Source organism: Bordetella petrii (genome assembly GCF_020991325.1).
GTDB classification, from domain to species: Bacteria; Pseudomonadota; Gammaproteobacteria; order Burkholderiales; family Burkholderiaceae_B; genus Bordetella_A; species Bordetella_A petrii_E.
The window spans coordinates 1-23,062 of the sequence record NZ_JAJMLX010000044.1 but is presented as its reverse complement, the minus strand read 5'-3'; the positions used below and the strand labels follow the sequence as shown (position 1 = coordinate 23,062).

At 66.8% G+C, this 23,062-nt stretch carries 22 protein-coding genes; 15 read left to right on the top strand and 7 right to left on the bottom strand.

Annotation, left to right across the window (positions count from 1 at the left end):
* The coding region (locus LPZ50_RS06995) for an SPOR domain-containing protein (RefSeq protein ID WP_230659209.1) at positions 1-301 on the top strand (301 nt) is incomplete at its 5' end.
* Between the two features lie 74 nt (positions 302-375).
* Positions 376-1,008: a thiol:disulfide interchange protein DsbA/DsbL gene (locus LPZ50_RS06990; RefSeq protein WP_230659213.1), complete on the top strand. Its 633-nt coding sequence runs from the start codon at positions 376-378 to the stop codon at positions 1,006-1,008.
* A 228-nt stretch (positions 1,009-1,236) separates the two neighbouring features.
* On the opposite strand, the gene metC is transcribed toward LPZ50_RS06990, so the two are convergent.
* Positions 1,237-2,430, bottom strand: a complete 1,194-nt coding sequence (gene metC / locus LPZ50_RS06985; protein ID WP_230659207.1) for a cystathionine beta-lyase — start codon at positions 2,428-2,430, stop codon at positions 1,237-1,239.
* Between the two features lie 164 nt (positions 2,431-2,594).
* Between metC and LPZ50_RS06980 the strand changes: the two genes are divergently transcribed.
* Positions 2,595-3,221 (top strand): LysE family translocator, encoded by a 627-nt coding sequence (locus LPZ50_RS06980; RefSeq protein ID WP_230659211.1) that lies wholly within the window; start codon positions 2,595-2,597, stop codon positions 3,219-3,221.
* 46 nt (positions 3,222-3,267) lie between these two features.
* Here the strand turns inward: LPZ50_RS06980 and LPZ50_RS06975 are convergent, their stop codons facing one another.
* Positions 3,268-4,326: an MBL fold metallo-hydrolase gene (locus LPZ50_RS06975; protein ID WP_230659205.1), complete on the bottom strand. Its 1,059-nt coding sequence runs from the start codon at positions 4,324-4,326 to the stop codon at positions 3,268-3,270.
* Positions 4,327-4,400: 74 nt separating this feature from the next.
* Between LPZ50_RS06975 and LPZ50_RS06970 the strand changes: the two genes are divergently transcribed.
* The 3 genes from LPZ50_RS06970 to LPZ50_RS06960 are packed head-to-tail and all read left to right on the top strand — an operon-like array spanning position 4,401 to position 5,793.
* A complete protein-coding gene (locus tag LPZ50_RS06970; protein ID WP_230659204.1) occupies positions 4,401-4,778 on the top strand; it encodes a MerR family transcriptional regulator in 378 nt (125 codons plus the stop codon).
* Between the two features lie 34 nt (positions 4,779-4,812).
* Positions 4,813-5,457 carry an FMN-binding negative transcriptional regulator gene (locus LPZ50_RS06965; protein WP_230659202.1) on the top strand — a complete coding sequence of 215 codons (645 nt, stop codon included), beginning with the start codon at positions 4,813-4,815 and terminating at the stop codon, positions 5,455-5,457.
* A 3-nt stretch (positions 5,458-5,460) separates the two neighbouring features.
* Entirely contained in the window at positions 5,461-5,793 is a 333-nt protein-coding gene (locus LPZ50_RS06960) for a YnfA family protein (RefSeq protein ID WP_230659200.1), read from the top strand.
* Positions 5,794-5,815: 22 nt separating this feature from the next.
* On the opposite strand, the gene LPZ50_RS06955 is transcribed toward LPZ50_RS06960, so the two are convergent.
* Together LPZ50_RS06955 and LPZ50_RS06950 are read right to left on the bottom strand one after the other, a co-directional pair.
* Positions 5,816-6,802, bottom strand: coding sequence for a tripartite tricarboxylate transporter substrate binding protein (locus LPZ50_RS06955; RefSeq protein WP_230659198.1), 987 nt, complete (start codon positions 6,800-6,802; stop codon positions 5,816-5,818).
* A gap of 169 nt (positions 6,803-6,971) precedes the next feature.
* The gene (locus LPZ50_RS06950; protein ID WP_230659196.1) at positions 6,972-8,150 is read right to left on the bottom strand and encodes a M20 aminoacylase family protein; all 1,179 of its coding nucleotides are present in this window, start codon (positions 8,148-8,150) and stop codon (positions 6,972-6,974) included.
* 245 nt (positions 8,151-8,395) lie between these two features.
* On the opposite strand from LPZ50_RS06950, the gene LPZ50_RS06945 reads away from it, so the two are divergent.
* From LPZ50_RS06945 to LPZ50_RS06925, 5 genes are all read left to right on the top strand, one after another.
* On the top strand, positions 8,396-9,574 hold the full coding sequence (locus LPZ50_RS06945; RefSeq protein WP_230659194.1) for an isovaleryl-CoA dehydrogenase: 1,179 nt from the start codon (positions 8,396-8,398) through the stop codon (positions 9,572-9,574).
* A 10-nt stretch (positions 9,575-9,584) separates the two neighbouring features.
* Positions 9,585-11,426 carry a bifunctional isocitrate dehydrogenase kinase/phosphatase gene (aceK, locus tag LPZ50_RS06940; protein WP_230659192.1) on the top strand — a complete coding sequence of 614 codons (1,842 nt, stop codon included), beginning with the start codon at positions 9,585-9,587 and terminating at the stop codon, positions 11,424-11,426.
* 34 nt (positions 11,427-11,460) lie between these two features.
* The gene (locus tag LPZ50_RS06935) at positions 11,461-12,642 is read left to right on the top strand and encodes an acetyl-CoA C-acetyltransferase (protein WP_230659190.1); all 1,182 of its coding nucleotides are present in this window, start codon (positions 11,461-11,463) and stop codon (positions 12,640-12,642) included.
* Positions 12,643-12,804: 162 nt separating this feature from the next.
* Entirely contained in the window at positions 12,805-14,412 is a 1,608-nt protein-coding gene (locus LPZ50_RS06930; protein ID WP_230659188.1) for a carboxyl transferase domain-containing protein, read from the top strand.
* A 162-nt stretch (positions 14,413-14,574) separates the two neighbouring features.
* A complete protein-coding gene (locus tag LPZ50_RS06925; RefSeq protein ID WP_230659186.1) occupies positions 14,575-16,596 on the top strand; it encodes an acetyl/propionyl/methylcrotonyl-CoA carboxylase subunit alpha in 2,022 nt (673 codons plus the stop codon).
* A gap of 46 nt (positions 16,597-16,642) precedes the next feature.
* Here LPZ50_RS06925 and LPZ50_RS06920 read toward each other — a convergent pair whose 3' ends face one another.
* From LPZ50_RS06920 to LPZ50_RS06910, 3 genes are read right to left on the bottom strand one after another with little or no spacing between them, the layout of a single operon-like run.
* Positions 16,643-17,539: an alpha/beta hydrolase gene (locus tag LPZ50_RS06920; RefSeq protein WP_230659184.1), complete on the bottom strand. Its 897-nt coding sequence runs from the start codon at positions 17,537-17,539 to the stop codon at positions 16,643-16,645.
* Positions 17,540-17,550: 11 nt separating this feature from the next.
* Entirely contained in the window at positions 17,551-17,949 is a 399-nt protein-coding gene (locus LPZ50_RS06915) for a RidA family protein (protein ID WP_230659182.1), read from the bottom strand.
* A gap of 7 nt (positions 17,950-17,956) precedes the next feature.
* Positions 17,957-18,865 (bottom strand): hypothetical protein, encoded by a 909-nt coding sequence (locus LPZ50_RS06910; protein ID WP_230659180.1) that lies wholly within the window; start codon positions 18,863-18,865, stop codon positions 17,957-17,959.
* A gap of 144 nt (positions 18,866-19,009) precedes the next feature.
* Between LPZ50_RS06910 and LPZ50_RS06905 the strand changes: the two genes are divergently transcribed.
* The 4 genes from LPZ50_RS06905 to LPZ50_RS06890 all read left to right on the top strand — a co-directional run.
* Positions 19,010-19,954, top strand: a complete 945-nt coding sequence (locus LPZ50_RS06905) for a LysR family transcriptional regulator (RefSeq protein WP_230659178.1) — start codon at positions 19,010-19,012, stop codon at positions 19,952-19,954.
* A 121-nt stretch (positions 19,955-20,075) separates the two neighbouring features.
* On the top strand, positions 20,076-21,050 hold the full coding sequence (locus tag LPZ50_RS06900) for a Bug family tripartite tricarboxylate transporter substrate binding protein (RefSeq protein WP_230659176.1): 975 nt from the start codon (positions 20,076-20,078) through the stop codon (positions 21,048-21,050).
* Positions 21,051-21,245: 195 nt separating this feature from the next.
* Positions 21,246-22,016, top strand: coding sequence for an IclR family transcriptional regulator (locus LPZ50_RS06895; protein ID WP_230659174.1), 771 nt, complete (start codon positions 21,246-21,248; stop codon positions 22,014-22,016).
* Positions 22,009-23,062: thiolase family protein (locus LPZ50_RS06890; protein WP_230659172.1), on the top strand; the 1,054-nt coding region annotated here is incomplete at its 3' end. The genes LPZ50_RS06895 and LPZ50_RS06890, both read left to right, overlap by 8 nt.

The following is a 23,062-nucleotide window of genomic DNA, read 5'->3' as shown; positions in this document are numbered from 1 at the left end:
CACCCTGCCGCCCGGTGGCGCCCAGGCCGACAAGCCCGCCGCGCCCCCGCCGCGCGCTACGGCTGCGGCCAACGGCAAGTATTTCCTGCAGGCCGGCGCCTACCGTGTCCTGGAAGACGCCGAGGCCCTGAAGGCGCGTATCCTGCTGCTGGGGCTGCCTGTGGCCGTGCAGCGCGCCGAGGTCAACGGCATGCAGGTCAACCGCGTCCGGGTGGGGCCCTTTGCCCGCCTCGACGACATGAACCGCGCCCGCAGCCGCCTGGGCGAAAACAAGATCGAATCCGCGGTGGTGCGGCAGTAGGCCGCCCCCGCCATTGAACTTATCCGCGGCGCGGCCGGTCTGTCACCGTAACTTCTTTCTCAGGAACACGCATGATGCAGTCCTCCATGTTCACCCGCCTTATCGCCGCCGCGGCACTGGCCGCCGCCACCCTGTTCGCGCCAGCCAGCCAGGCCCAGGGCAGCGACCAGCACATCGTCATTAACCCGCCGCATCCGTCCGACACCCCGGGCAAGGTCGAAGTGCTGGAATTCTTCGCCTACACCTGCCCCCACTGCGCCACCATGGAACCCATGGTGGAAGCCTGGGCCAAGACGGCGCCGCCGGATGTGGTGCTGAAGCAGGTGCCCATTGCCTTCAATGCCAGCATGAAGCCCATGCAGCAGCTGTACTACACGCTGCTGACGCTGAATCGCCCCGATCTGCACGCCAAGTTCTTCACGGCCCTGCATGGCGAGCGCAAGCGCCTGTTCGACAAAAAATCCATGGGTGACTGGGCGGCCGAACAAGGGGTGGACCGCGCCAAATTCGATTCGGTGTTCGACTCGTTCAGCGTGCAGACGCAAGTGCAGCGGGCCGACCAACTGGCCCAGGCCTACAACGTGGACGGCACCCCGGCATTCGCGGTGGGCGGCAAGTTCATGACCTCGCCCGCCATGGCCGGCAACAGCTACGAAGGCGCCCTGCGCGAAGTGGATCGCCTGATCCCGCTGGCGCGCCAGAAGTAATATCCGGCGCGGGCGGAAACGGTGTCAGACCGCCATGGCACTCTCTTGAGCTGCCGTGGCGAGTTTTCGCGGGCACCGCCGGGTGTCTGGCTCCCGTCAGGGTGCCGGACACCGTCCAACTGAGACTATCGTTGCACACAACGGTGTCCGGCACCTTCGGAGCCAGACACCCGGTGATACCCTTTTTTATCTTAAGGCAGCGCCATGGCTTGACACCCGTGGCGCCGCTTACGCGGCCGCCTGCTCCAGGGCCTGGGCCAGGTCGGCGATCAGGTCGCGCGGGTCTTCCAGGCCGATGTGCAGGCGCACCAGGGCATGGTCGCCGCCCGCCCAGTAGCGGTGGCGGGCCAGTTCGCCCGGGGTTACCCACTGCACCAGGCTTTCGAAGCCGCCCCACGAAAAACCAATGCCGAACAAATCCAGGGCGTCGACGAAACGGCGCGAGGCCTGGGGCGACAGGCGCAGTTCCACGGCCAGCATGCCGTTCGACCCCGTGCAGTCGCGTTGCCACAGCGCGTGGCCCGGATCGGCCGGCCAGGCAGGATGGTAAATGCGCGCCACCTCGGGCCGCTGCGCCAGGAACTCGCACACCTGCATGGCGTGACGCGCATGCTGCGCCAGGCGGATGGGCATGGTGCGCACCCCCCGCAGCGCCAGCCAGGCATCGTCGGCGCTGACGGAATACCCCATGGCGTACTGGGTGCGATTCAGGCGCTTGGCGATGTCGGCATCGTTGGTAACCACCGCGCCCAGCATCAGGTCGGAATGGCCCCCCACATACTTGGTGCCAGCCACCACCGAGACATGCGCGCCCAGCGCCAGCGGCCGGTAGATATAGCCCGACCCCCAGGTGTTGTCGCAGGCCAGCACCAGCCCATGCTTGCGCGAGAAGGCGGCCAGCGCCGGGATATCCAGCATCTGGAACAGCAGCGACCCCGGCGATTCGACATAGACCATGCGCGTGTTGGGCCGCAGCAGCGATTCCAGGTCGTCGTCGGCGGAAAAATAGGTCAGCTCGATATTCATGCGCTTGAGCAGCGCGGCATCGAGTTCGTACACTGGACCGTAGACGCAATCGGCGACCAGGGCATGGTCGCCCGCCGACAGCAGCGAGGTCATGGCCAGGGTAATGCCCGCCAGGCCCGACGGAGCCAGGTACGCATGGGTACCGCCTTCCAGTTCGCGGAAAACTTGTTCCAGCGCGGCATGGGTGTCCATGCCCATGCGACCGTACGTGGCCGCGCGCTCGCCGGACGCCTTGCGGCGCTGGGTGGCTTCGAGGGCATCGAGGCTCTCGAATCGCACGGTGCTGGCGCGCATGGACGGCAGGTTGACCGGCGCCGAGCCGGATTGCGGATTGAACGGCGCCGTGGCGGTATGCTGCAGCAGCGTGTCGATATGCGGAGCGTTGTGCTTGGCCATGTGGTTGCTTCGAGGGCGACGGAAAATTCCAAACCCCGATATTAGGAGATTCGCCGCCCGCGCGAAAACCGCGCCGCGCCGATTGCCTTGCGGGTTCGCCGCGCAGTACGCTGGTGGCCTTTGCCCGCCGCCGCGCGGGTGCGCCACGCCACCCATCCCACGCCATGCTGCCCTTCGACACCCTGCTTGCCTTCTTCGGTATTGCCGTATTGCTGGCCCTGACGCCCGGCCCCGACAACCTGTTCGTGCTGATGCAGTCGGCCATGTGGGGCCGCGCGGCCGGCATGTTCGTGGTGCTGGGGCTATGTACCGGGCTGCTGGGCCATACGGCCGCGGTGGCGGCCGGGCTGGCGGCCGTGTTCGCGGCATCGCCGCACGCCTTCACGGCCCTGAAGCTGGTGGGCGCCGCCTATCTGGCCTACCTGGCCTGGCAGGCGCTGCGCGCCCGCGGCGGGCCCGCCCACGCCGGCCGGCCCGCGCCCATGGCGCGCGGCGCCCTGTACCGGCGCGGCATCATCATGAACCTGACCAATCCCAAGGTGCTGCTGTTCTTCTTTGCCTTCCTGCCGCAATTCACTTCGCCCGCGCGCGGACCGGTGGGCTTGCAGATCGTGGCGCTGGGCGCCGTATTCATGCTGGCCACCCTGGTGGTGTTCGGCAGCATTGCCTTTTTTTCCGGTACCTTCGGGCAGTTGCTGCAGCGATCCGCCACGGCCACGCGCTGGCTGAACCGCATCGCCGGCCTGGTATTCCTGGGGCTGGCGCTGCGGCTGGCCACGGCCAGCCGATAACGCCGCCCGGCCCCGCAAGGCGCGGGCGGCCGGCGGCCTGGGCGACCTAGCTGGCCGTGAACCGCACGATGCCGTCGTCGCCGGTGCGGCGCGACACCTTGCCCTCGAAATACAGGGCATGCAGGTGCGCCAGCGCTTCGCCCATGGCAAAGGTAAGCTGGTGCAGGTCGAGCTTGCGCTTGAACAGCACGGGCACGATGTCGGACGTGGACTGCGGCTGGGCACAGGCCTGCAGTACTTCGTCCAGGCGGTCGGCATGGTGCTGGTGCTGCTGCGCGATGCGTTCGTGCAGGCCCTTGAAGGGACGGCCGTGCGACGGCAATATCAGCGTGTCGGCCGGCAGGTCGGCGTAGCGGTCGAGCGAACGCAGGTACAGGGGCAGGGGGTTGGCGTCGGGCTCGTAGTCGAACACGCTGACGTTGGTGGAAATGCGCGGCAGGACCATGTCCCCTGAAATCAGCACCGACAGCTCTGGGCTGAACAGCGACACGTGCTCGGGCGCATGGCCATAGCCCACGATCACGCGCCAGGGGCGCCCGCCTATGGACACGTCGTCGCCATGCAGCATGCGCGTGTAGCGCGCCGGCATGGCCGGCACCAGGTTGGGGTAATAGCCGGCACGCTGGCGGATCTGCGCCTGCGCATCCAGGTCGGTCAGCCCGTGGCGGGCAAAATGCTCTACCGCGGCCTGCCCGTTGGGGCCCGATCCACCGCTGCGCGACGACCACAACGAGGCCACCATGTAGTCGGTCATGCTCATCCACAGCTCGGCGTTCCAGCGTTCGCACAGCCAGTGCGCCAGGCCGACGTGGTCGGGGTGCATGTGGGTGACCAGCACGCGCAGCACCGGCAAGCCTTCCAGTTCATTGGCAAACACCTGCTCCCACAGCGCCTTGACCTCGTCGCGGCTGATGCCGCAATCGACGATGGTCCAGCCCTCGCGGCCGTCGATCTGGTCGCGCAGCAGCCACAGGTTGATGTGGTCCAGCGCGAATGGCAGCGGCATGCGTATCCATTTCACGCCATCGGCCACCTGCTTGGCATAGCCGGGTTCGGGCTGCACGTCGCCCCAGGGGTACTGCAATTGATGCTCGTTGGGATTCATGGAAGCTCTCGGTAAGGCTTGACGATTGTTCCAGGCCATCATAATTTACGTTTACGTAAACTGCCAAACCTCGCATGCCCCCTACCTGGACGATCTCCGAACTCTCGCGCGAGTTCGACATCACGCCGCGCACGATCCGCTTCTACGAAGACCAGGGCATCGTCAGCCCGGAGCGTGAAGGGCGCAATCGCGTCTACAGTTCGCGCGACCGTACCCGCCTGAAGCTGGCGCTGCGGGGCAAGCGGCTGGGCCTGCAACTGTCGGAAATCCGCGCCCTGATCGACATGTACGACGGGCCCGGCGACAATGCCAGCCAGCTTAGGCAATATCTGGACGTGCTGGCCAAGCATCGCGCCAGCCTTGAGCAGCAGCGCCGCGACATCGACGACACGCTGGCGGAAATTGCCGAACAGGAACGGCAATGCCAGCATCTGCTGACGCAACACCCCTGATGACGCCGCGCCGCCGGCGCGCCGGAGAATCCCGATGTACCTGCCCCGCCATTTCGAGGAATCCCGCCCCGAGGTCCTGCACGCGTTGATGCGCGCGCGGCCGCTGGCCACCCTGGTTGCCACGGACGGCGCCGGCGGCTTCGACGCCAACCATATTCCGCTGCACCTGGACGCCTCGGCAGGGCCGCAAGGCGTGCTGCGCGGCCATGTGGCGCGCGCCAATCCGCTATGGCGCGCGGTGGGCTCGGGCGCGCCCGCCCTGGCCATTTTCCAGGGTGACGATGCGTATATCTCGCCATCCTGGTATCCGTCCAAGCGCGAGCACGGCAAGGCCGTGCCCACCTGGAACTACGCGGTCGTGCATGCGCGCGGCACCCTGCGGGCCGTCGATGACGCCAACTGGCTGCGCCAGCTGCTGGACACCCTGACCACCGAGCACGAGGCGGGCTTCGCCCAGCCGTGGTCGGTGGCGGACGCCCCCGCCGATTTCATCGAGAAAATGGTGGCCGCCGTGGTCGGCATTGAACTGCACATCGAGCAGCTTAGCGGCAAATGGAAGGTCAGCCAGAACCAGCCCGCGCCCAATCGCGCAGGCGCGGCGCAGGGGCTGCGCGAACACGGCCGGCCCGGCGTGCCGGCCATGGAACGCATGGTGGCCCGCTACCCCGACGAGGCCTGACCCATGGGCCTGCCATCCACCCTGGGCCTGTACGCGCTGACAGCCCTGGCCGAGATCCTGGGCTGCTACCTGCCTTATCTGTGGCTGAAGCACGGGCACACGCCCTGGCTGCTGCTGCCGGCCGCCCTGAGCCTGGCGCTGTTCGTGTGGCTGCTTACCCTGCACCCCACCGCCTCGGGACGCGTGTACGCCGCCTATGGCGGCGTGTATGTCAGCGCGGCGCTGTTGTGGCTGTGGGCGGTCGATGGCGTGCGGCCCACCCTGACCGACTGGGCCGGGGTGGGCCTGTGCCTGGCCGGCATGGCCCTGATCATGGCCGGCCCGCGCCACGCCTGAAACGCGGCGCGGCCCCACGCGGCTATTGCACGCGGATATTGCCTTCGCGGATCACCCGCTGGTTGTTGCTGTAATCCGAGCGCACCTGCTGCACGAAGTCCGCGCCCATGCCGGTGCCGGGCTGCATGAATTTCTGGTCCAGCATCTGCTGGTATTGCGGGCTGGCCAGCGCCTTGCCCAGTTCGTCCTGCATGGCCTGCATGACCTTGTCCGGCACGCCGGCCGGCGCGAACAGGGCGAAGTTCGAAAAATAGCGGATATCGGGCAGATTCAGTTCCGCCATGGTGGGCACGTCGGGCCAGGGTGCCAGCCGCTTCGGGGCCATGACCGCCAGCGGCGTCAGGGTGCCTGCCTCGACATGCGGCAGCACGATATCGGTATTGACCACCAGCAAGTCGACCTGGCCGCCCAGCCCGTCGGACACGGCCTGGCTGCCGCCGCGATACGGCACCTGCAGCATGTCGATACCCGCTTCCTTGTTCAGGGCAGCCATGCCGATGTGCGCCACCGTGCCCAGGCCGGGCACGCCGAAAGTGACCTTGCCCGGATGCTTCTTGGCATGGGCCACCAGTTCGCCGAATGTGCGCACCGGCAAGGCCTTGGTGGCCAGGATGGCCACCGGCCCCACCGCCACGCTGGCCACGGGCACCAGGTCTTTCATGGGGTCGTATGGCGTTTTCACCAGGTTCGGGAAGATGGTCAGCGGGCTGGTCGACGCCAGCAGCAGCGTGGCGCCGTCGGGCTGCGCGCGCGCCACGGCATCGGCCCCCACGCTGCCGCCCGCGCCGGGCTTGTTCTCGATGATGGTGGCGGTGCCATGCATCTGGCGCAGTACATCGCCCAGCGCGCGGCCCAGGGTGTCGTTGGTGCCGCCCGCGGTGTAGGGCACCACCAAGGTCAGGGTCTTGCCGGGCCAGGCCGGCTGGGCCTGGGCGGCCACGCCAAAGGCCGCCAGGGCGGCAACGGCCAGGGCATGGATGAAGTTCGACAGCAGGGCGGTTCTGGTCATGACGGCTCCGGTTGAAAACACGATAAACACAGACAGCAAAGCTGGTAGGCGGTGTCTGGCGCCCGCCGGGTGCCAGACACCTGGCAATACCCGCAAGAACTCGCCACGGCGGCTCAGGGTAGTGCCATGGAGGCCCGCCGCCGCGCGCATGGCGGACGGCGGGCCGGATTCAGGCCAGGTACCGCTGCGCCAGCCGCACCCAATAGGCAGCCCCCACGGGAATCAGGCTGTCGTTGAAGTCGTAGCTGGTGTTGTGCAGCATGCAGGGGCCCAGGCCGTGGCCGGCCAGGCGATGGTCGCCATCGCCATTGCCCAGGAAGGCATAGCAGCCTGGCTTGGCCTGCAGCATGAACGCGAAGTCTTCCGACGCCATGGCCGGCTCGATAACGCGCGCCTGGTCGGCACCCGCCACGTCGCGCATCACGTCCAGGCAGAACCGGGTTTCGTCGGGGGTGTTCACCAGAGCGGGATAGCGCCGCTCGAAATACACGTCGGCCTGGCAGCCGTGCGCGGCGGCAATGGGGGCCGACAGCTCATTCATGCGGCGCTCGATCAGGTCGACCACCTCGGTGCTGTAGGCGCGCACCGAGCCGCCCAGCCAGGCCGTGCCCGGAATGATGTTGGTCACGTCATTGCCGGCCTGCAGTTGCGTGATGGAGATGACGGCCGCATCCAGGGGCCGCTTGCTGCGCGTCAGGATGGTTTGCAGCGCCTGGCCGATGGCCAGCACCGCCGGCACCGGATCATCGCAATCCTGCGGCGCCGAGGCATGCCCGCCGCGCCCGGTTACCGTGATCTTGAACGCGTTGGCGGCCGCCATCATCGGGCCGCTGCATACGCCGAAACTGCCGGCCGGCAACCCGGGCCAGTTGTGCATGCCGAACACTGCCTCGCAGGGGAAGCGTTCGAACAGGCCGTCTTCGATCATGGCGCGGGCGCCCGCGCCGCCGTTTTCCTCGGCGGGCTGGAACGCCACGTACACCGTGCCATTGAAGCCGCCCGCCTGCTTCAGGTGGCGCGCGGCCGCCAGCAGCATGGCGGTATGGCCGTCGTGGCCACAGCCGTGCATTTTGCCGTCATGCTGCGAGCGGTGGGCGAAGGTATTGGCTTCCTGGATGGGCAGGGCGTCCATGTCGGCCCGCAGCAGGATGGCGCGCGGGCCCGTGCCTGCGGCCAGGACGCCTACCACGCCCGTGCGCCCGATGCCCGTATGCGTCTCGATGCCCCACGCGCGCAGGCGTTCGGCCACCAGGGCGGCGGTGCGGTGTTCATCGTAGGCCAGTTCGGGGTGGGCATGGATATCGCGCCGCAGCGCAACAATGTCGTCCAGATCGGCGAGTTCGACCACGGTGGCTCCTTCAGTTGACGCAAGACAGGCCTGTATACAGGTTGGTAGCCAAATTCTGGCATGAGGCCCGGCCGTGCATGGGCGGTTTTTCTTAAGGGAAAACCCGTGTCTACTTTACGTTTACGTAAACGTAATATGTACTTTGTACATTGCCTGCATGCCCGCTGCGGCGCATCATGGATCCGAAGGGCCGCCGGCCCGGGCATCCTCATGCAATGTAAGCGCCTACTATCACGGAGACACCGATGAACCTTCCCGGTTTGAATTTCGACTTGGGCGAAGACCTGGACATGCTGCGCGACGCCGTGCGCACGTTCGCGCAGGCCGAGATCGCGCCGCGCGCCGCCGAGACCGACCGCAGCGACCAGTTCCCCATGGACCTGTGGCGCAAGTTCGGTGACCTGGGCGTGCTGGGCATGACGGCCGGCGAGGAATACGGCGGTGCCAATCTGGGCTACCTGGCCCACATGGTGGTCATGGAAGAAATCTCGCGCGCCAGCGCGTCCATCGGCCTGTCGTACGGCGCGCATTCCAATCTGTGCGTGAACCAGATCAACCGCAACGGCACGGTCGAACAAAAAGCCCGCTACCTGCCCAAGCTGATCTCGGGTGAACACGTGGGCGCCCTGGCGATGAGCGAACCGGGCGCAGGCTCGGACGTGGTCAGCATGAAACTGCGCGCCGACAAAAAGGGCGACCGCTATGTGCTGAACGGGACCAAGATGTGGATCACCAACGGCCCCGACGCCGACACGCTGGTGGTCTACGCCAAGACCGACCCCGAGGCCCGCCAACGCGGCATCACGGCCTTCCTGGTGGAAAAATCCTTCAAGGGTTTCTCGGTGGCGCAGAAGCTCGACAAGCTGGGCATGCGCGGCAGCCACACCGGCGAACTGGTGTTCCAGGACTGCGAAATTCCCGAAGAGAACGTGCTGGGCCAGGTCAATGGCGGCGTGCGGGTGTTGATGAGCGGCCTGGACTACGAACGCGCCGTGCTGTCGGGCGGCCCGCTGGGCATCATGCAGGCGGTCATGGACGTGGTGGTGCCCTATATTCACGACCGCAAGCAGTTCGGCCAGGCCATCGGCGAATTCCAGCTCATCCAGGGCAAGGTGGCCGACCTGTACACCACGCTGCAGGCCAGCCGCGCCTTCTGCTACGCGGTGGGCAAGAACCTGGACAAACTGGGCGCTGAACACGTGCGCCAGGTGCGCAAGGACTGCGCCGCGCTCATTCTGTACACCGCCGAGAAAGCCACCTGGATGGCCGGCGAAGGCGTGCAGATCCTGGGCGGCAACGGCTACATCAACGAATACCCCACGGGCCGCCTGTGGCGCGACGCCAAGCTGTACGAAATTGGCGCAGGCACCAGCGAGATCCGCCGCATGCTGATCGGCCGCGAACTGTACGCCGAAACCGCCTGAGCCGGCAGCCATGATCTACCGCGGCGACGTCCAGCGCATCGAACCGGCTCCGGCGCCGCAGCCCGATCCGCTGGACGTGGCGCGCCAGATCCTGGCCGGCTTCGACCGCCACTATGCGCTGTTCCGTTACAGCGCGCAGCGCGCCAAGTCGCTGTTCGAATCGGGCGACTGGCACGGCATACAGCAGCTGTCGCGCGAGCGCATCGAATACTACGATACGCGGGTGCGCGAGTGCGCCACGCAATTGCGCCAGATGCTGCGCCACGGCGCCGCCCCCGACGAAGCCGCCACCAGCCTTACCGCCGAACAGACCACGTTCTGGCAGGCCGTAAAGCAACAGTTCGTGGGCCTGCTGCACCAGCACCGCCAGCCCGAATGCGCCGAGACGTTCTTCAATTCGGTGTCGTGCCGCATCCTGCATCGCGATTATTTCCACAACGACTTCCTGTTCGTGCGCCCGGCGGTGGCCACGGATTATCTGGACAGCCGCATTCCCTCGTACCGCGTGTATTACCCGTTGACCGAAGGCCTGCGCAAAAGCCTGGTCCGTGTGGTGGCCGACTTCGGCCTGGCCGTGGCCTATGCCGACCTGCCCCGCGACACCCGCCTGCTGGCGCGCACGGCCGTGCGACAGCTGCGCGCCCAGTGGCCGCGCCACGTGGGCAAGCGGCTGGCCTCGGACTGCCAGATCCAGGTACTAGGCACGCTGTTCTTCCGCAACAAGGGCGCCTACATCGTCGGCCGCCTGATCAACCAGGGCAACGTGCACCCTTTCGCCGTGGCCCTGGCGCGCAATGCCGCGGGCCAGGCCGAACTGGACGCGCTGCTGCTGGGCGCCGACGACCTGAGCACGCTGTTCAGCTTCACCCGCGCGTACTTCCTGGTGGACATGGAAACGCCCGCGGCGGTGGTCAATTTCTTGTCCAGCCTGCTGCCGCGCAAGCCCAAGGCCGAGCTGTACACCATGATCGGCCTGCAAAAACAGGGCAAGACACTGTTTTACCGCGACTTCCTGCATCACCTGGCGCATTCGCGCGATGCCTTCGATATCGCACCCGGCATCAAGGGCATGGTGATGTGCGTGTTCACCCTGCCTTCGTACCCCTATGTGTTCAAGCTGATCAAGGACCGCATCGACAAAGACGGCATCGACCACGCCACCGTGCGGCGCAAGTACCAGATGGTGAAGCTGCACGACCGCGTGGGCCGCATGGCCGATACCTGGGAATACTCGCAGGTGGCGCTGCCGCGCGCGCGCTTTTCGTCAAACCTGCTGCGGGAACTGCGCGAACGCGTGCCCAGCCTGCTGGAAGAAAGCGGCGACACGGTGGTGATCCGCCATGTGTATATCGAACGCCGCATGACACCCTTGAACATCTACCTGCAGCATGCCTCCGAACCCCTGGTGGACCAGGCCGTGCGCGAATACGGCGACGCCATCCGCCAACTGGCTGCCGCGAACATTTTCCCGGGCGACATGCTGTACAAGAACTTCGGCGTCACCCGGCTGGGGCGCGTGGTGTTCTACGACTACGACGAAATCCAGCGCATGACCGAAATGCAGTTCCGCCGCATCCCGCCCGCCCCCAACGAAGAAGCCGAACTGGCCAGCGAGCCCTGGTACGCGGTGGGACCCAACGACGTATTTCCCGAAGAGTTCGAGCGTTTCCTGCTGGGCGACCCGCGCGTGCGGCGCGCCTTCCTGCGCCACCACGCCGAACTGCTGCAGCCCGACTGGTGGCAGGCCTGCCGCGCCCGACTGGCGCAGGGCAGGATAGAAGAGTTTTTCCCGTACGATACTGACAGGCGGCTGCGCCCGGAAAGCGCGCCGCAACGCGTCGCGCACGCGTGACGCCACGCCCATATTTGTTTATCAGGAGCCCATCATGTCCGATCCCGTCGTCATTGTTTCCGTTGCCCGCACCCCCATGGGAGGCATGCTGGGCAGTTTGTCCGGCCTGGCCGCCCATGAGCTGGGCGCCGCCGCCATCAAGGCCGCCGTGGAACGCGCCGGCCTGAAGCCCGAGCAGGTGGACGAAGTCATCATGGGCAACGTGCTGCAGGCCGGCCAGGGCCAGGCGCCCGCCCGCCAGGCCGCGCTGGGCGCCGGCCTGCCGCTGGGGGTGGCATGCACCACCATCCACAAAGTATGCGGCTCGGGCCTGAAGGCCGCCATGTTCGGCCATGACCTGCTGGCGGCCGGCTCGGCGCGCGTGGTGGTGGCCGGCGGCCAGGAAAGCATGAGCAACGCCCCCTACCTGATGCTGAAGGGCCGCCAGGGCTATCGCTACGGGCACAGCACCGTGTACGACCACATGGCGCTGGACGGCCTGGAAGACGCCTACGACCGCGGCAAGGCCATGGGCGTGTTCGCCGAAGACTGCGCCAGCAAGTACAGCTTTACGCGCGAACAGCAGGACGCGTTCTCGCTGGAATCGCTGCGCCGTGCCCGCGCCGCCAGCGAAGACGGCAGCTTCAAGTGGGAAATCACGCCCGTCACCGTGGCCGGCCGCAAGGGCGATACCGTGGTCGATACCGACGAAGCGCCCGCCAAGGCCATGCCGGAAAAAATCCCCACCCTGAAGCCCGCCTTCAAGAAAGACGGCACGGTCACCGCGGCCAACTCGTCGTCCATTTCCGACGGCGCCGCCGCCATGGTGCTGATGCGCGCGTCCACCGCTGAAGAGCTGGGCCTGAAACCGCTGGCCCGCATCGTGGCCCACAGCCAGCATTCGCAAGAACCCAACTGGTTCACCACCGCGCCGGTGGGCGCGCTGAAGAACCTGTTCGAGAAAACCGGCTGGAAAGCCGAAGACGTGGACCTGTACGAAATCAACGAAGCCTTCGCCGTGGTGACCATGGCCGCCATGAACGACTTCAAGCTGCCGCACGACAAGGTCAACGTGCACGGCGGCGCCACCGCGCTGGGCCACCCCATCGGCGCCTCGGGCGCGCGCCTGATGGCCACCCTGGTGGGCGCGCTGCGCAAAACCGGCGGCAAGCGCGGCGTGGCCACGCTGTGCATCGGCGGCGGCGAAGCCGTGGCCATGGGCATCGAGATGCTGTAACCAGCAAAGCCCCTTGGGTGTCTGACTCCCGCAGGGTGTCAGACACCCACCGAATCCGATTTGCACCGCAATGCAAATACCCAGGTGTCAGGCACCCTTCGGGAGCCTGACACCCGCAAGGCCGGCGAGCCCGCAGAAAGCTTGACGCACACCGAGACAACCATGCCCATCATCGAGAGCCGCATCAACCCCCGTTCGCAAGACTACGCCGACAACGCGCGCGCCATGCAGGCGCAGTTGGACGACCTGGCGCGCCAGTTGGCGCAGACCGCGCTGGGAGGCAGCGAGTCTGCGCGCGCCAAGCACGTGGCGCGCGGCAAACTGCTGCCACGCGAGCGCGTGGAACGGCTGATCGACCCGGGCACCCCGTTCCTGGAACTGTCGCCCATGGCCGCCCACGGCATGTACGACGGCGAGGCGCCGGGGGCCGGCGTGATCACCGGCATTGGCCGCATCGCGGGCACCGAATGCGTCATTGTGTGCAACGACGCCACCGTCAAGGGCGGCACGTACTACCCCATGACGGTGAAGAAGCATCTGCGCGCGCAGGAAATCGCCGCGCAGAACCAGCTGCCCTGCGTGTACCTGGTGGATTCGGGCGGCGCCAACCTGCCGCAGCAAGACGAGGTCTTTCCCGACCGCGACCACTTCGGGCGCATCTTCTACAACCAGGCCACCATGTCGGCCCAGGGCATCGCGCAGATCGCGGTGGTGATGGGTTCGTGCACGGCGGGCGGCGCCTACGTGCCCGCCATGAGCGATGAATCGATCATCGTGCGCAACCAGGGCACCATCTTTCTGGGCGGCCCCCCGCTGGTCAAGGCCGCTACCGGCGAAGAAGTCAGCGCCGAAGACCTGGGCGGCGGCGACGTGCATACGCGCCTGTCGGGCGTGGCCGACCACCTGGCCGTCAACGACATGCACGCCCTGCAGCTGGCGCGCAACGCCGTGGCGCGCCTGAACCGCCAGAAACCCGCGCCGCTGGCGCTGGCGCCCGCGCGCGAACCGCGCTACGACCCCGGCGAGCTCAACGGCATCATTCCCGCCGACACCCGCAAGCCCTATGACGTGCGCGAGATCATTGCCCGCGTGGTGGACGGCTCGGAGTTCGATGAATTCAAGGCCCGCTACGGCACTACGCTGGTCACCGGCTTTGCGCATATCCATGGCATGCCGGTGGGCATCGTGGCCAACAACGGCATCCTGTTCTCGGAATCGGCGCAGAAAGGCGCGCACTTCATCGAGCTGTGCGCCCAGCGCAAGATCCCGCTGGTGTTCCTGCAGAACATCACCGGCTTCATGGTGGGCCGCAAGTACGAAAACGAAGGCATCGCGCGGCACGGGGCCAAGATGGTCACCGCCGTGGCCACCGCCAAGGTGCCCAAGTTCACGGTGCTGATAGGCGGATCGTTCGGCGCAGGCAACTACGGCATGTGCGGCCGCGCCTATTCGCCGCGCATGCTGTTCATGTGGCCCAACGCCCGCATCTCGGTCATGGGTGGCGAGCAGGCGGCCAGCGTCCTGGCCACGGTGCGCCGCGACGGCATCCAGGCCAAGGGCGGCCAGTGGTCGCCCGAGGAAGAAGAGGCCTTCAAGGCGCCCATCCGCGCGCAATACGAACGCGAAGGGCACCCCTACTACGCCACCGCGCGCCTGTGGGACGACGGCATCATCGCTCCCGCCGATACGCGCCGCGTGCTGGGGCTGGCCTTGTCGGCCGCATTGAATGCGCCGATCGAGGACACCCGTTTCGGGGTATTCCGGATGTAGATAGGGCTCATCCCTCAAGGGGGCGGCGCGGGCGGACCGGCAAAGCCGGATCCGCGGCGCCCCCGCTGGGATCAACGCAATGCGCGAGAACATAGTCCAACGCGCGGCGCTGTAGGGAAAGATGCAGCACTAGTAGTCACTATTCGAGATGGGACCACACATATGTTCGATACTCTGCTGATCGCCAACCGCGGTGAAATCGCCTGCCGCGTCGCCGCCACTGCCCGCCGCCTGGGCATCCGCACAGTGGCCGTTTATTCCGACGCCGACGCGGGCGCGCGCCATGTCGCGGCGTGCGACGTGGCGGTGCATATCGGCGGCCCCGAGCCGCGCGCCAGCTACCTGCGCGGCGACGCCATCCTGCAGGCCGCGCGCGACACCGGCGCGCAGGCTATCCACCCCGGCTACGGCTTCCTGTCGGAAAACGAGGCCTTCGCGCAGGCCGCGGCCGATGCCGGCATCGCCTTCGTGGGCCCGCCGGCATCCGCCATTGCCGCCATGGGCAGCAAATCGGCGGCCAAGGCCCTGATGGAAAAAGCCGGCGTGCCGCTGGTGCCCGGCTATCACGGCGACAACCAGGATCCGCAGTTCCTGAAAACGCAGGCCGATTCCATCGGCTACCCCGTACTGATCAAGGCCAGCGCCGGCGGCGGCGGCAAGGGTATGCGCGTGGTCGAATCGGCCGGCGCATTCCTGGACGCGCTGGCATCCTGCCAGCGCGAGGCCGCGTCCAGTTTCGGCGATGACCGCGTGCTGATCGAACGCTATCTGCAGAAGCCTCGCCATATTGAAATCCAGGTATTCGCCGACGCGCACGGCAATTGCGTGTACCTGTTCGAACGCGACTGCTCGGTGCAGCGCCGCCACCAGAAGGTCATTGAAGAAGCCCCCGCGCCCGGCATGACGCCCGAGCGGCGCCAGGCCATGGGCGAAGCCGCCGTGGCCGCCGCGCGCGCCGTGGGCTACGTAGGCGCCGGCACTGTGGAATTCATTGCCGAGCCCGACGGCCGCTTCTATTTCATGGAAATGAACACGCGGCTGCAGGTAGAGCACCCGGTCACCGAGATGATCACCGGCCACGACCTGGTGGAATGGCAGCTGCGCGTGGCCGCGGGCCAGCCCTTGCCGGCCGCCCAGGAAGACCTGCGCATCGACGGCCACGCCATCGAGGCGCGCATCTATGCCGAGAACCCCGACAAAGGATTCCTGCCTTCTATCGGCACGTTGGGCTACCTGGAACTGCCGCCCCATGTGGCGTTTGCCAACGGCCCGGTGCGGGTGGACGGCGGCGTGCGCATGGGCGATACCATTACCCCGTACTACGACCCCATGATCGCCAAGCTGATCGTGCATGGCGCCGACCGCGACCAGGCCCGCGCGCGCATGATCCAGGCCCTGGCGCACACCCACGCGGTGGGCGTACAGACCAACGTGGCCTTCCTGACCCGCCTGATGCAGGACGAAGCCTTCGCTGGCGCCGACCTGGATACCGGCCTGATCGAGCGCCAGCGTCAAACCCTGCTGCCGCCGCCTGCGCCGGCCGACACCGCCGTGCTGGCCCTGGCCACCGCCGCGCTGCTGGTGCGCCAGGGCCTGGCGCCATCCGCCGGCCAGGCCGCCAAACCGGCCACGGACCCCTGGGACGTGCGCGATGGCTGGCGCCTGGGCGGCCGCTACCAGCAAACCTTGCAATGGCTCGACGGCGACACGCTGCGCGAGGTCGGCGTCGTGCGCCAGGGCCAGGCCTGGACGCTGCAAAACGGCGAACAGGCGCAGCCCTTCTCGTGGCGGGCGCAGCCGGGCGCCAACCCGAACCTGGCCTACGGCCTGCGCATTGCCCTGGGCGGCCATGAAAGCACCGGCACGGTGGTGCTGCAGGGAGAAAAAGCCTACGTGTTCCGCGAAGGCCGCACCCAGGTGCTGGGCCTGCACGATCCGCTGGCCCACGCGCAGGACGGCCAGGCCGACCATGGCGGCGGCCTTACCGCCCCCATGCCGGGCAAGATCATCTCCATTGCCGTCAAGGCGGGCGACAGCGTGTCCAAGGGCCAGCCCCTGCTGGTCATGGAAGCCATGAAGATGGAGCACACCATCTCCGCGCCCGCCGACGGCAAGGTCGAAGAACTGTTCTACGCGGTGGGCGACCAGGTGGCCGAAGGGGCGGAACTGGTGGCCATTCAGTAGTGCGGCGAATAATGCGGCGGGCCGGCCCGGCCATTCCGGCCGGCCGTCAGCCGCACGACCGCTCGAAGAACGCCAGGATCTGTTCGCCCAGCCACTGTTCCGGGGTATTGAAGTGGGCCATGATCGATACGTGGTTGTGATCGGGCACGGCAATGTGCAGGGGCGCCGCGTTGCGCGCCCGGCCCAGTGCCAGGGCAAATTCAAGGCCGTATAAATCCAGCAACGGATTCTCGTATTCGGCATTGGCCACCAGTACCGGCACGCTGGCGCGCGCGGCATGGGTCAGCGGCGAACAGGCATCGTAGCGCGCCGGGTCATCGCCGAAATAAGCCCTGACGCCGGCCGCGTTGGGGTTAGCGTCCAGCGTATCGGCCTTCAGGCGCGCCGATACCAGTACCATGCAGCGCGCATCCAGCGGCGCCAGCCCGGGCGGCGGGTCGCACGCCAGGCTTGCCACGTGCGTGCCGCCGGCAGAATGGCCGATCAGGCACACCTTGCGCGGGTCGCCGCCGAAAGTATGAACATGGCGCGCCACCCATGCGCCGGCCAGCGCCACGTCGAGGGTACCGCCAGGATAGGGGGCGTCCTGCGCCAGCCGGTACTCCACATTGACGCCGATGCATCCGTGGCGGGCAAACCAGGTCAGCACGTTGCCATACATCTCGGCGTTGATGTCTTTTGCACCCCGGATGAAGGCACCGCCGTGCACGAACAGGACCACGGGCGCATGCTGCGCTCCGGCGGGGCGATATACGTCGAGAACCTGGCGGGAGTGGCCACCATAAGCCAGGTTGGCCGCGACCTCGATCCCGGCCTTGGGCGCCTGCGCCAGCAGGGGCAAGTACAGCGCCTTGGTCTCGTCGCCGGCCTTGCGTATGTCTTGCTGCCAGCGCGAGCCGATCTGGCGCAGTTGCCGGGTAAGGGCTTCGGGGCGGGTGCGCATGCGGCCTCGGTTCAGGCGGAATCAGGCAGGAACGCGGTCCCTTCGACTTCCACCAGCCACTCGGGGCGGGCCAGCGCCTGCACGATCAAGACAGTGGAAGCCGGCCTGGCATCGCCCATAAAACCCGCGCGCACCGGGCCCAGCAGCGGAAGGTCCGATGGCCTGGCCAGGAACGTGCTGACCTTCACCAGGTGCCCGACCTGCATGCCGGCACTGGACAGCACAGCCACCAGGTTCGACCACGCCTGATGCGCCTGGGCCTCGAAGCCTTCGGCCAGCCTGCCATTCGCGTCCACGCCGACCTGGCCGGCGATATGTAGCCAGGTTCCGGCGCCGCCGGAGGCAATCGCCTGGCTGTAGGCGCCCAGCGGCGCGGCGATCGTGGCGACGTCGATGATGCGGTTCGCCATGTGGGCCTCACTGGACGCTATCGTCGATTTCCGGCACGCGCGGAATCTCGACACCGTAGGCGCCCACATCTTCGCGGATCTGGTTCAGGCCCTTGCGGATAATGGCCAGTTCTTCGTCCGGATGCGTCGCGCCCAGGCCATGGTCGGCGGCCAGCGCGCGGTTGCGGCCCGACCGGGCACGCTCGTCGTCCGGCAGGTTCACTACCGCATACACACCGTTGAGCAGGCTGCCCCGGAGCTTCTTCGCCACTTTCTCGCCGATGGTGCGTTTCTCGGTGTCGGGCAGTTCAGCGAAAAACCGGCGCATGATGATGCGGCCGAACTGGATATGGCGGGCTTCGTCCCGCAAGATGAGCCGACAGGCTTCCCGTATCGAGGCAAAACGCGCATTCTCGTAGCGCGCCTGCAGCAGTTCGCCCGAAAGCTGTTCGAACAAGGTATTGACCGACAGGCCCGCGTAGAAACTCATCGCTTTTTCGTCTTTCTCGTCGTGAAAGCGCGGAATGATGTCTTTGAAATAGTCGGCCCGCGGCGTGGCTTCGTAGCCGCTCAAGTGCTCCGCGATGCGGAAGCTGGCCTCGTGATGCCGGAATTCTTCGGCAATGAAGTTGGTGATGTGCTGCTTTATCTCGAAAGGCTGGTGCGAGAAAATCGCCTCGCGCAGGCGTTCGGCGCCATAAGGAGTGGCGCCATGCTCCATCCAGGCGCGCAGGCTCCACCATTCCGCGCCCGCAGTGCGGACCTCGTCGGGAAGATCCGCATTCTTCAAATCGGAATAATCGATGTCGGCGACGGGATCCCAGGCCAGATCCCGCGCTTGCGTGCACAGGCGCCAGACTTCCGGGTATTCGACAGTCGCGACGACTGGATAAGGGTTCGGAACCTGCGGGATTTCTTCAAGCAAGGACGGTTGCATCTGGTCGATCCTCAAGTGGAAACAGGCAAGGGCCTTGAAGATGGTCATGCTAGGTGGGCGGTTTTGATATATCCAATACTATTTACATAGCCGCGTGATTCGTGTCAGATATTGCGATCCGACCTCAGCCGCCCGGAGGCGCCCATGTTCGAACTTCGCCTGGTTCGCCAGTTTGTCGTCGTCGCCGAAGAACTGAACTTTCGCCGCGCGGCCGAGCGGTTGCACATGTCCCAGCCGCCGCTGTCCACCGCGGTGCAGAACCTCGAAGCCGATATCGGCACGGCCCTGCTGGACCGCAGCAAACACCACGTCAGGCTGACGCCGGCAGGCCAGGTTTTCTACCAGGATGCGATACGGTTGCTGCAATTCGTCGAACAGGCACGCGAACGCGCCCGCCGCACGGGCAGCGGACTGGAAGGCGCCTTGCGCCTGTCGTTCGTGCCGAGCGCCGCGCTTGATGTGCTGCCAGAGATCTTCAAGCGATTCCAGCGCGATTATCCAACCGTGCAATTGACACTGACGGCGGAAACCACGCGGCGCCAGCTGGAAGACGTACATAACGGGCATGCCGACCTTGCGCTGCTGGTGGGGCCGCTTTACGACGCGCGCGGGCTCGAACTGGTGGGGCTGCGCCCCCAGCATTTCGTGCTTGCCGTACCCGCCGGACATCCCCTCGCCAAACGCCAGAAGGTGAAGATGAAAGAACTGGCGGCCGAGCCATTCGTTTCGTTCCCCGCGGCCGAGGGAACGGGCTTTGTCAGCGCGCTGCTCGGCGCCTGTCAGGCCGCGGGCTTCATGCCCAGGGTCGTGCAGGAAGCCTCGCAGATGCAGGCCATCCTGACGCTGGTCGCGGGCGGGCTTGGCATCGCGCTGGTGCCGGCGTCGATGCGCCGCCTGCATATGGAAGACGTATGTTTCCTTGACATAGCCCAGGCTCGGAACCCGCCGGCGTATCAATTGGTTTTTGCCTACGCCACCGGCAACGACAACCCGGTCATCCAGGCGTTCCTGGCCAGCGCGCTGGGCCATGCCCCCAACGCAATGCACAAGCGCACTAGAACAGTGCGGGCGCGGCGTGCGGCCGCGTGATTCGCCATACGTATCAGCGTCTGCATTGAACGGTATTAGACAAGCGGATACGAAGTTGGGAGCATTTGGCACGAAACATCATCGCCCAGCAATGGAATGCCACCCATGACGGATGACCTGCATGAACCAACTGTGCCGACTGATAGCGCCCGCGGTTTCCTGTATTCTGCTTGCCGCCTCGGGGCAGGCGGCAGCCCAGGACTACCCCACCCGTCCTGTTGCATTGGTGGTTCCGTATCCCGCGGGGGGCTCCGCTGACATCCTGGCGCGAGCCATCGGCGAGAAGCTGGGCGCCCAACTGGGGCAGCCGGTCGTCGTCGAGAACAAAAGCGGCGCGGGTACCGCGATAGGGGCGCGCTTTGTTGCGCAAGCGCCGGCGGACGGCTACACCTTGCTGCTGGGTACGGTCAGCTCGCACGCCATCAACCCGGCGATCGTGAACGTCGGCTACGACCCGGTCCGCGACTTCGCGCTGATAGCGCCCGTGGCCTCGACCCCCTTCGTGCTGGTAACGCCGGCCACATCACCTTTCCAGACACTGTCGGACGTGCTTGCCGCCGCGCGCAAGCAGCCGGGCACCCTGGACTATGCCTCCGCCGGCCCTGGAACATCCAACCACCTGGCGGGTGAAATGCTGGCCAACGCCGCCAAAGTGCGGCTGACGCACGTTCCGTACCGGGGCAGCGCGCCGGCCCTGGTGGACGTGATGGCAGGCCATGTGCCCCTGATGTTCGATCTGCAGACCACCTCGATTCCCAACATCCAGCAAGGCAAGCTGCGCGCCCTGGCGGTCACCGGCCTGCAGCGCAGCGCGTTGCTGCCCGACGTGCCCACGGTGGCCGAAAGCGGCATACCGGGCTTCGAAGTCAGTGCCTGGTTTGCGGTATTCGCGCCAGCCAAAGTACCGCCGCAGGTGTTGCAGCGCCTGCGGAGCGCCATGGCCGCCATCATGGATTCCGGCGACTTGAAACAACAGCTGCGGCGTATCGGTGCCGAACCCGACCCGCGGCCACCCGGCGAGTTTTCCGTTTACCTTGAACAGGAAATCGAAAAATACGCCGCGGTCGTACAAGCGGCGGGGCTGGCCCCCAAGTAAACGGATCTAGCCGCCGGCAGCCAGGTTCGCGCACTACACAGCCTACTGTTGCTGGACGCCATACAGCGTTCCTGTTTCGCCGCTGCCGGGCAGAAAATTGTCGCTGGGCGATTATTTGTTGCGTTGCAACTTTACGGCGCCCGCCGGCTTTTCTTATCTTGTGACCCAACCCCGCAACCGGACCCGGCCACCTTCATGTCCACGCTTGATGCTTCCGCCGTATCTTCTACCAGGAAAGTCTGCCGGGTGCTGGCCAGCCTTTCCGACCAGCGCGTGCACCGGCTGACGGACATCGCACACAGCGCGGCGCTGGATATTTCCACCGCGCGCCGGATCCTGAAAGACCTGGAAGCCGAGAGCTTCATCGAGCGCGACCCGGTCAGCAAGCACTACGTTCTGGGCCCGCAGGTGTATGCCATGCACCACGCCATGGTCGACGGCCTGGACGTGCGCTCGCTGGCGCGGCCTGCCCTGATCCGCCTGGCGCGCCGCTTTGGCGACACCGTCATCCTGTCGCTGCCCATAGGGTGGGAATCTATTTGCGTGGATCTGTGCTTTGGCGACTACCCCATCCGCGCCAACTACCTGCAGGTGGGCAGCCGCCGTCCGCTGGGAGTGGGCGCGGGCAGCCTGGCCCTGTTGTCGGCGCTGGACGAAACCGAGGCCGCCGCCGTGCTGCCCATGGTGCGCCAACGCCTGGCCGCCAAGTACCCGCGCTTTCCGCAACAATTACTGGACGACGCCGCGCGGCGCGCGCGCCAGCTGGGCCACGCCATGCTGCTGGATGTGGTGGTGGAGAAAATGGGCGGGCTGGGCGTGGCCGTGCGCGGGCCCAGCGGGCGGGCCATTGCCGCGCTGAGCGTGGCCGCGCTGAACGAGCGCATCGAACCGCGCGAACAGGAACTGGCCCAGGCCCTGTCCCACGAGGCACGCGAGATCGAACGCGCGTGGCTGCCGCATGCCTGACCGCCACGCGGGCCCGCGCGCCTACATCGTGGCCGCCGCCACCACCCGCTTCGGCCGCCACGAAGGCAGTTCGGCGCTGGACCTGATGGCGCAGGCCGCCAACCTGGCATTGGCGCAATCGGGGCTGGCCCGCGACAGCATCGACGGCGTGCTTTGCGGCTATGCCACCACGTTCCCGCACCTGATGCTGGGCACCCTGCTCAGCGAAAAGCTGGGCCTGGACCCCTGCTATGCGCACGGCATGCAGATGGGCGGCGCCACCGGCGCCGCCATGGTGATGCTGGCGCGCGAACTGCTGCGCACGGGCACTTGCCGCCGCGTACTGGTCGTGGCCGGTGAAAACCGGCTTACCGGGCAGGCCGTGGACGCGTCGATCCAGACATTGGCGCAAGTGGGCGAGGCCGACACCGAGGTGCCCAACGGCGCATCCGTGCCCGCCTACTATGCCTTGCTGGCGTCGGACTACATGCACCGCACCGGCACCCGCCGCGAATCGCTGGCGGAACTGGCCGCGCTGATGCGCCACAACGCATCCGGCCACCCCGACGCGCACCTGCGCGACCCCATCACCGTGCAACAGGTGCTGGATTCCAAGCCTATTGCCACGCCGCTGCATCTGCTGGACTGCTGCCCCATCTCGGATGGCGCCGCGGCCCTGGTGCTAAGTGCCGACGACGGGCCCGTGCTGGTCACAGGCGCGGGACAGGCACATCGCCACCAACACCTTTGCGCCATGCGCGACGTGCTGGACACCGGCGCAGCGCGCGCCTGCGGACGGGCCCTGGCCCAGGCGCAACTGAATCCCTCGCAGATCGACTACCTGGCGATCTACGATTCTTTCACCATCACGCTGGCCATGCTGCTGGAAGAACTGGGCTATGCCCCGCGCGGCGGCGCCGGCGCGCGCGCGCGGCAGGGCGATTTTGCGTCCGACGGGCCGCTGCCCCTGAACACCCACGGCGGACTGTTGTCGTCATCCAGCAGGGATTCCAGGATCGCCTTGATCGGCGCCATGCCGGTGCCCGTGGCGGCGAACACCATGGGGC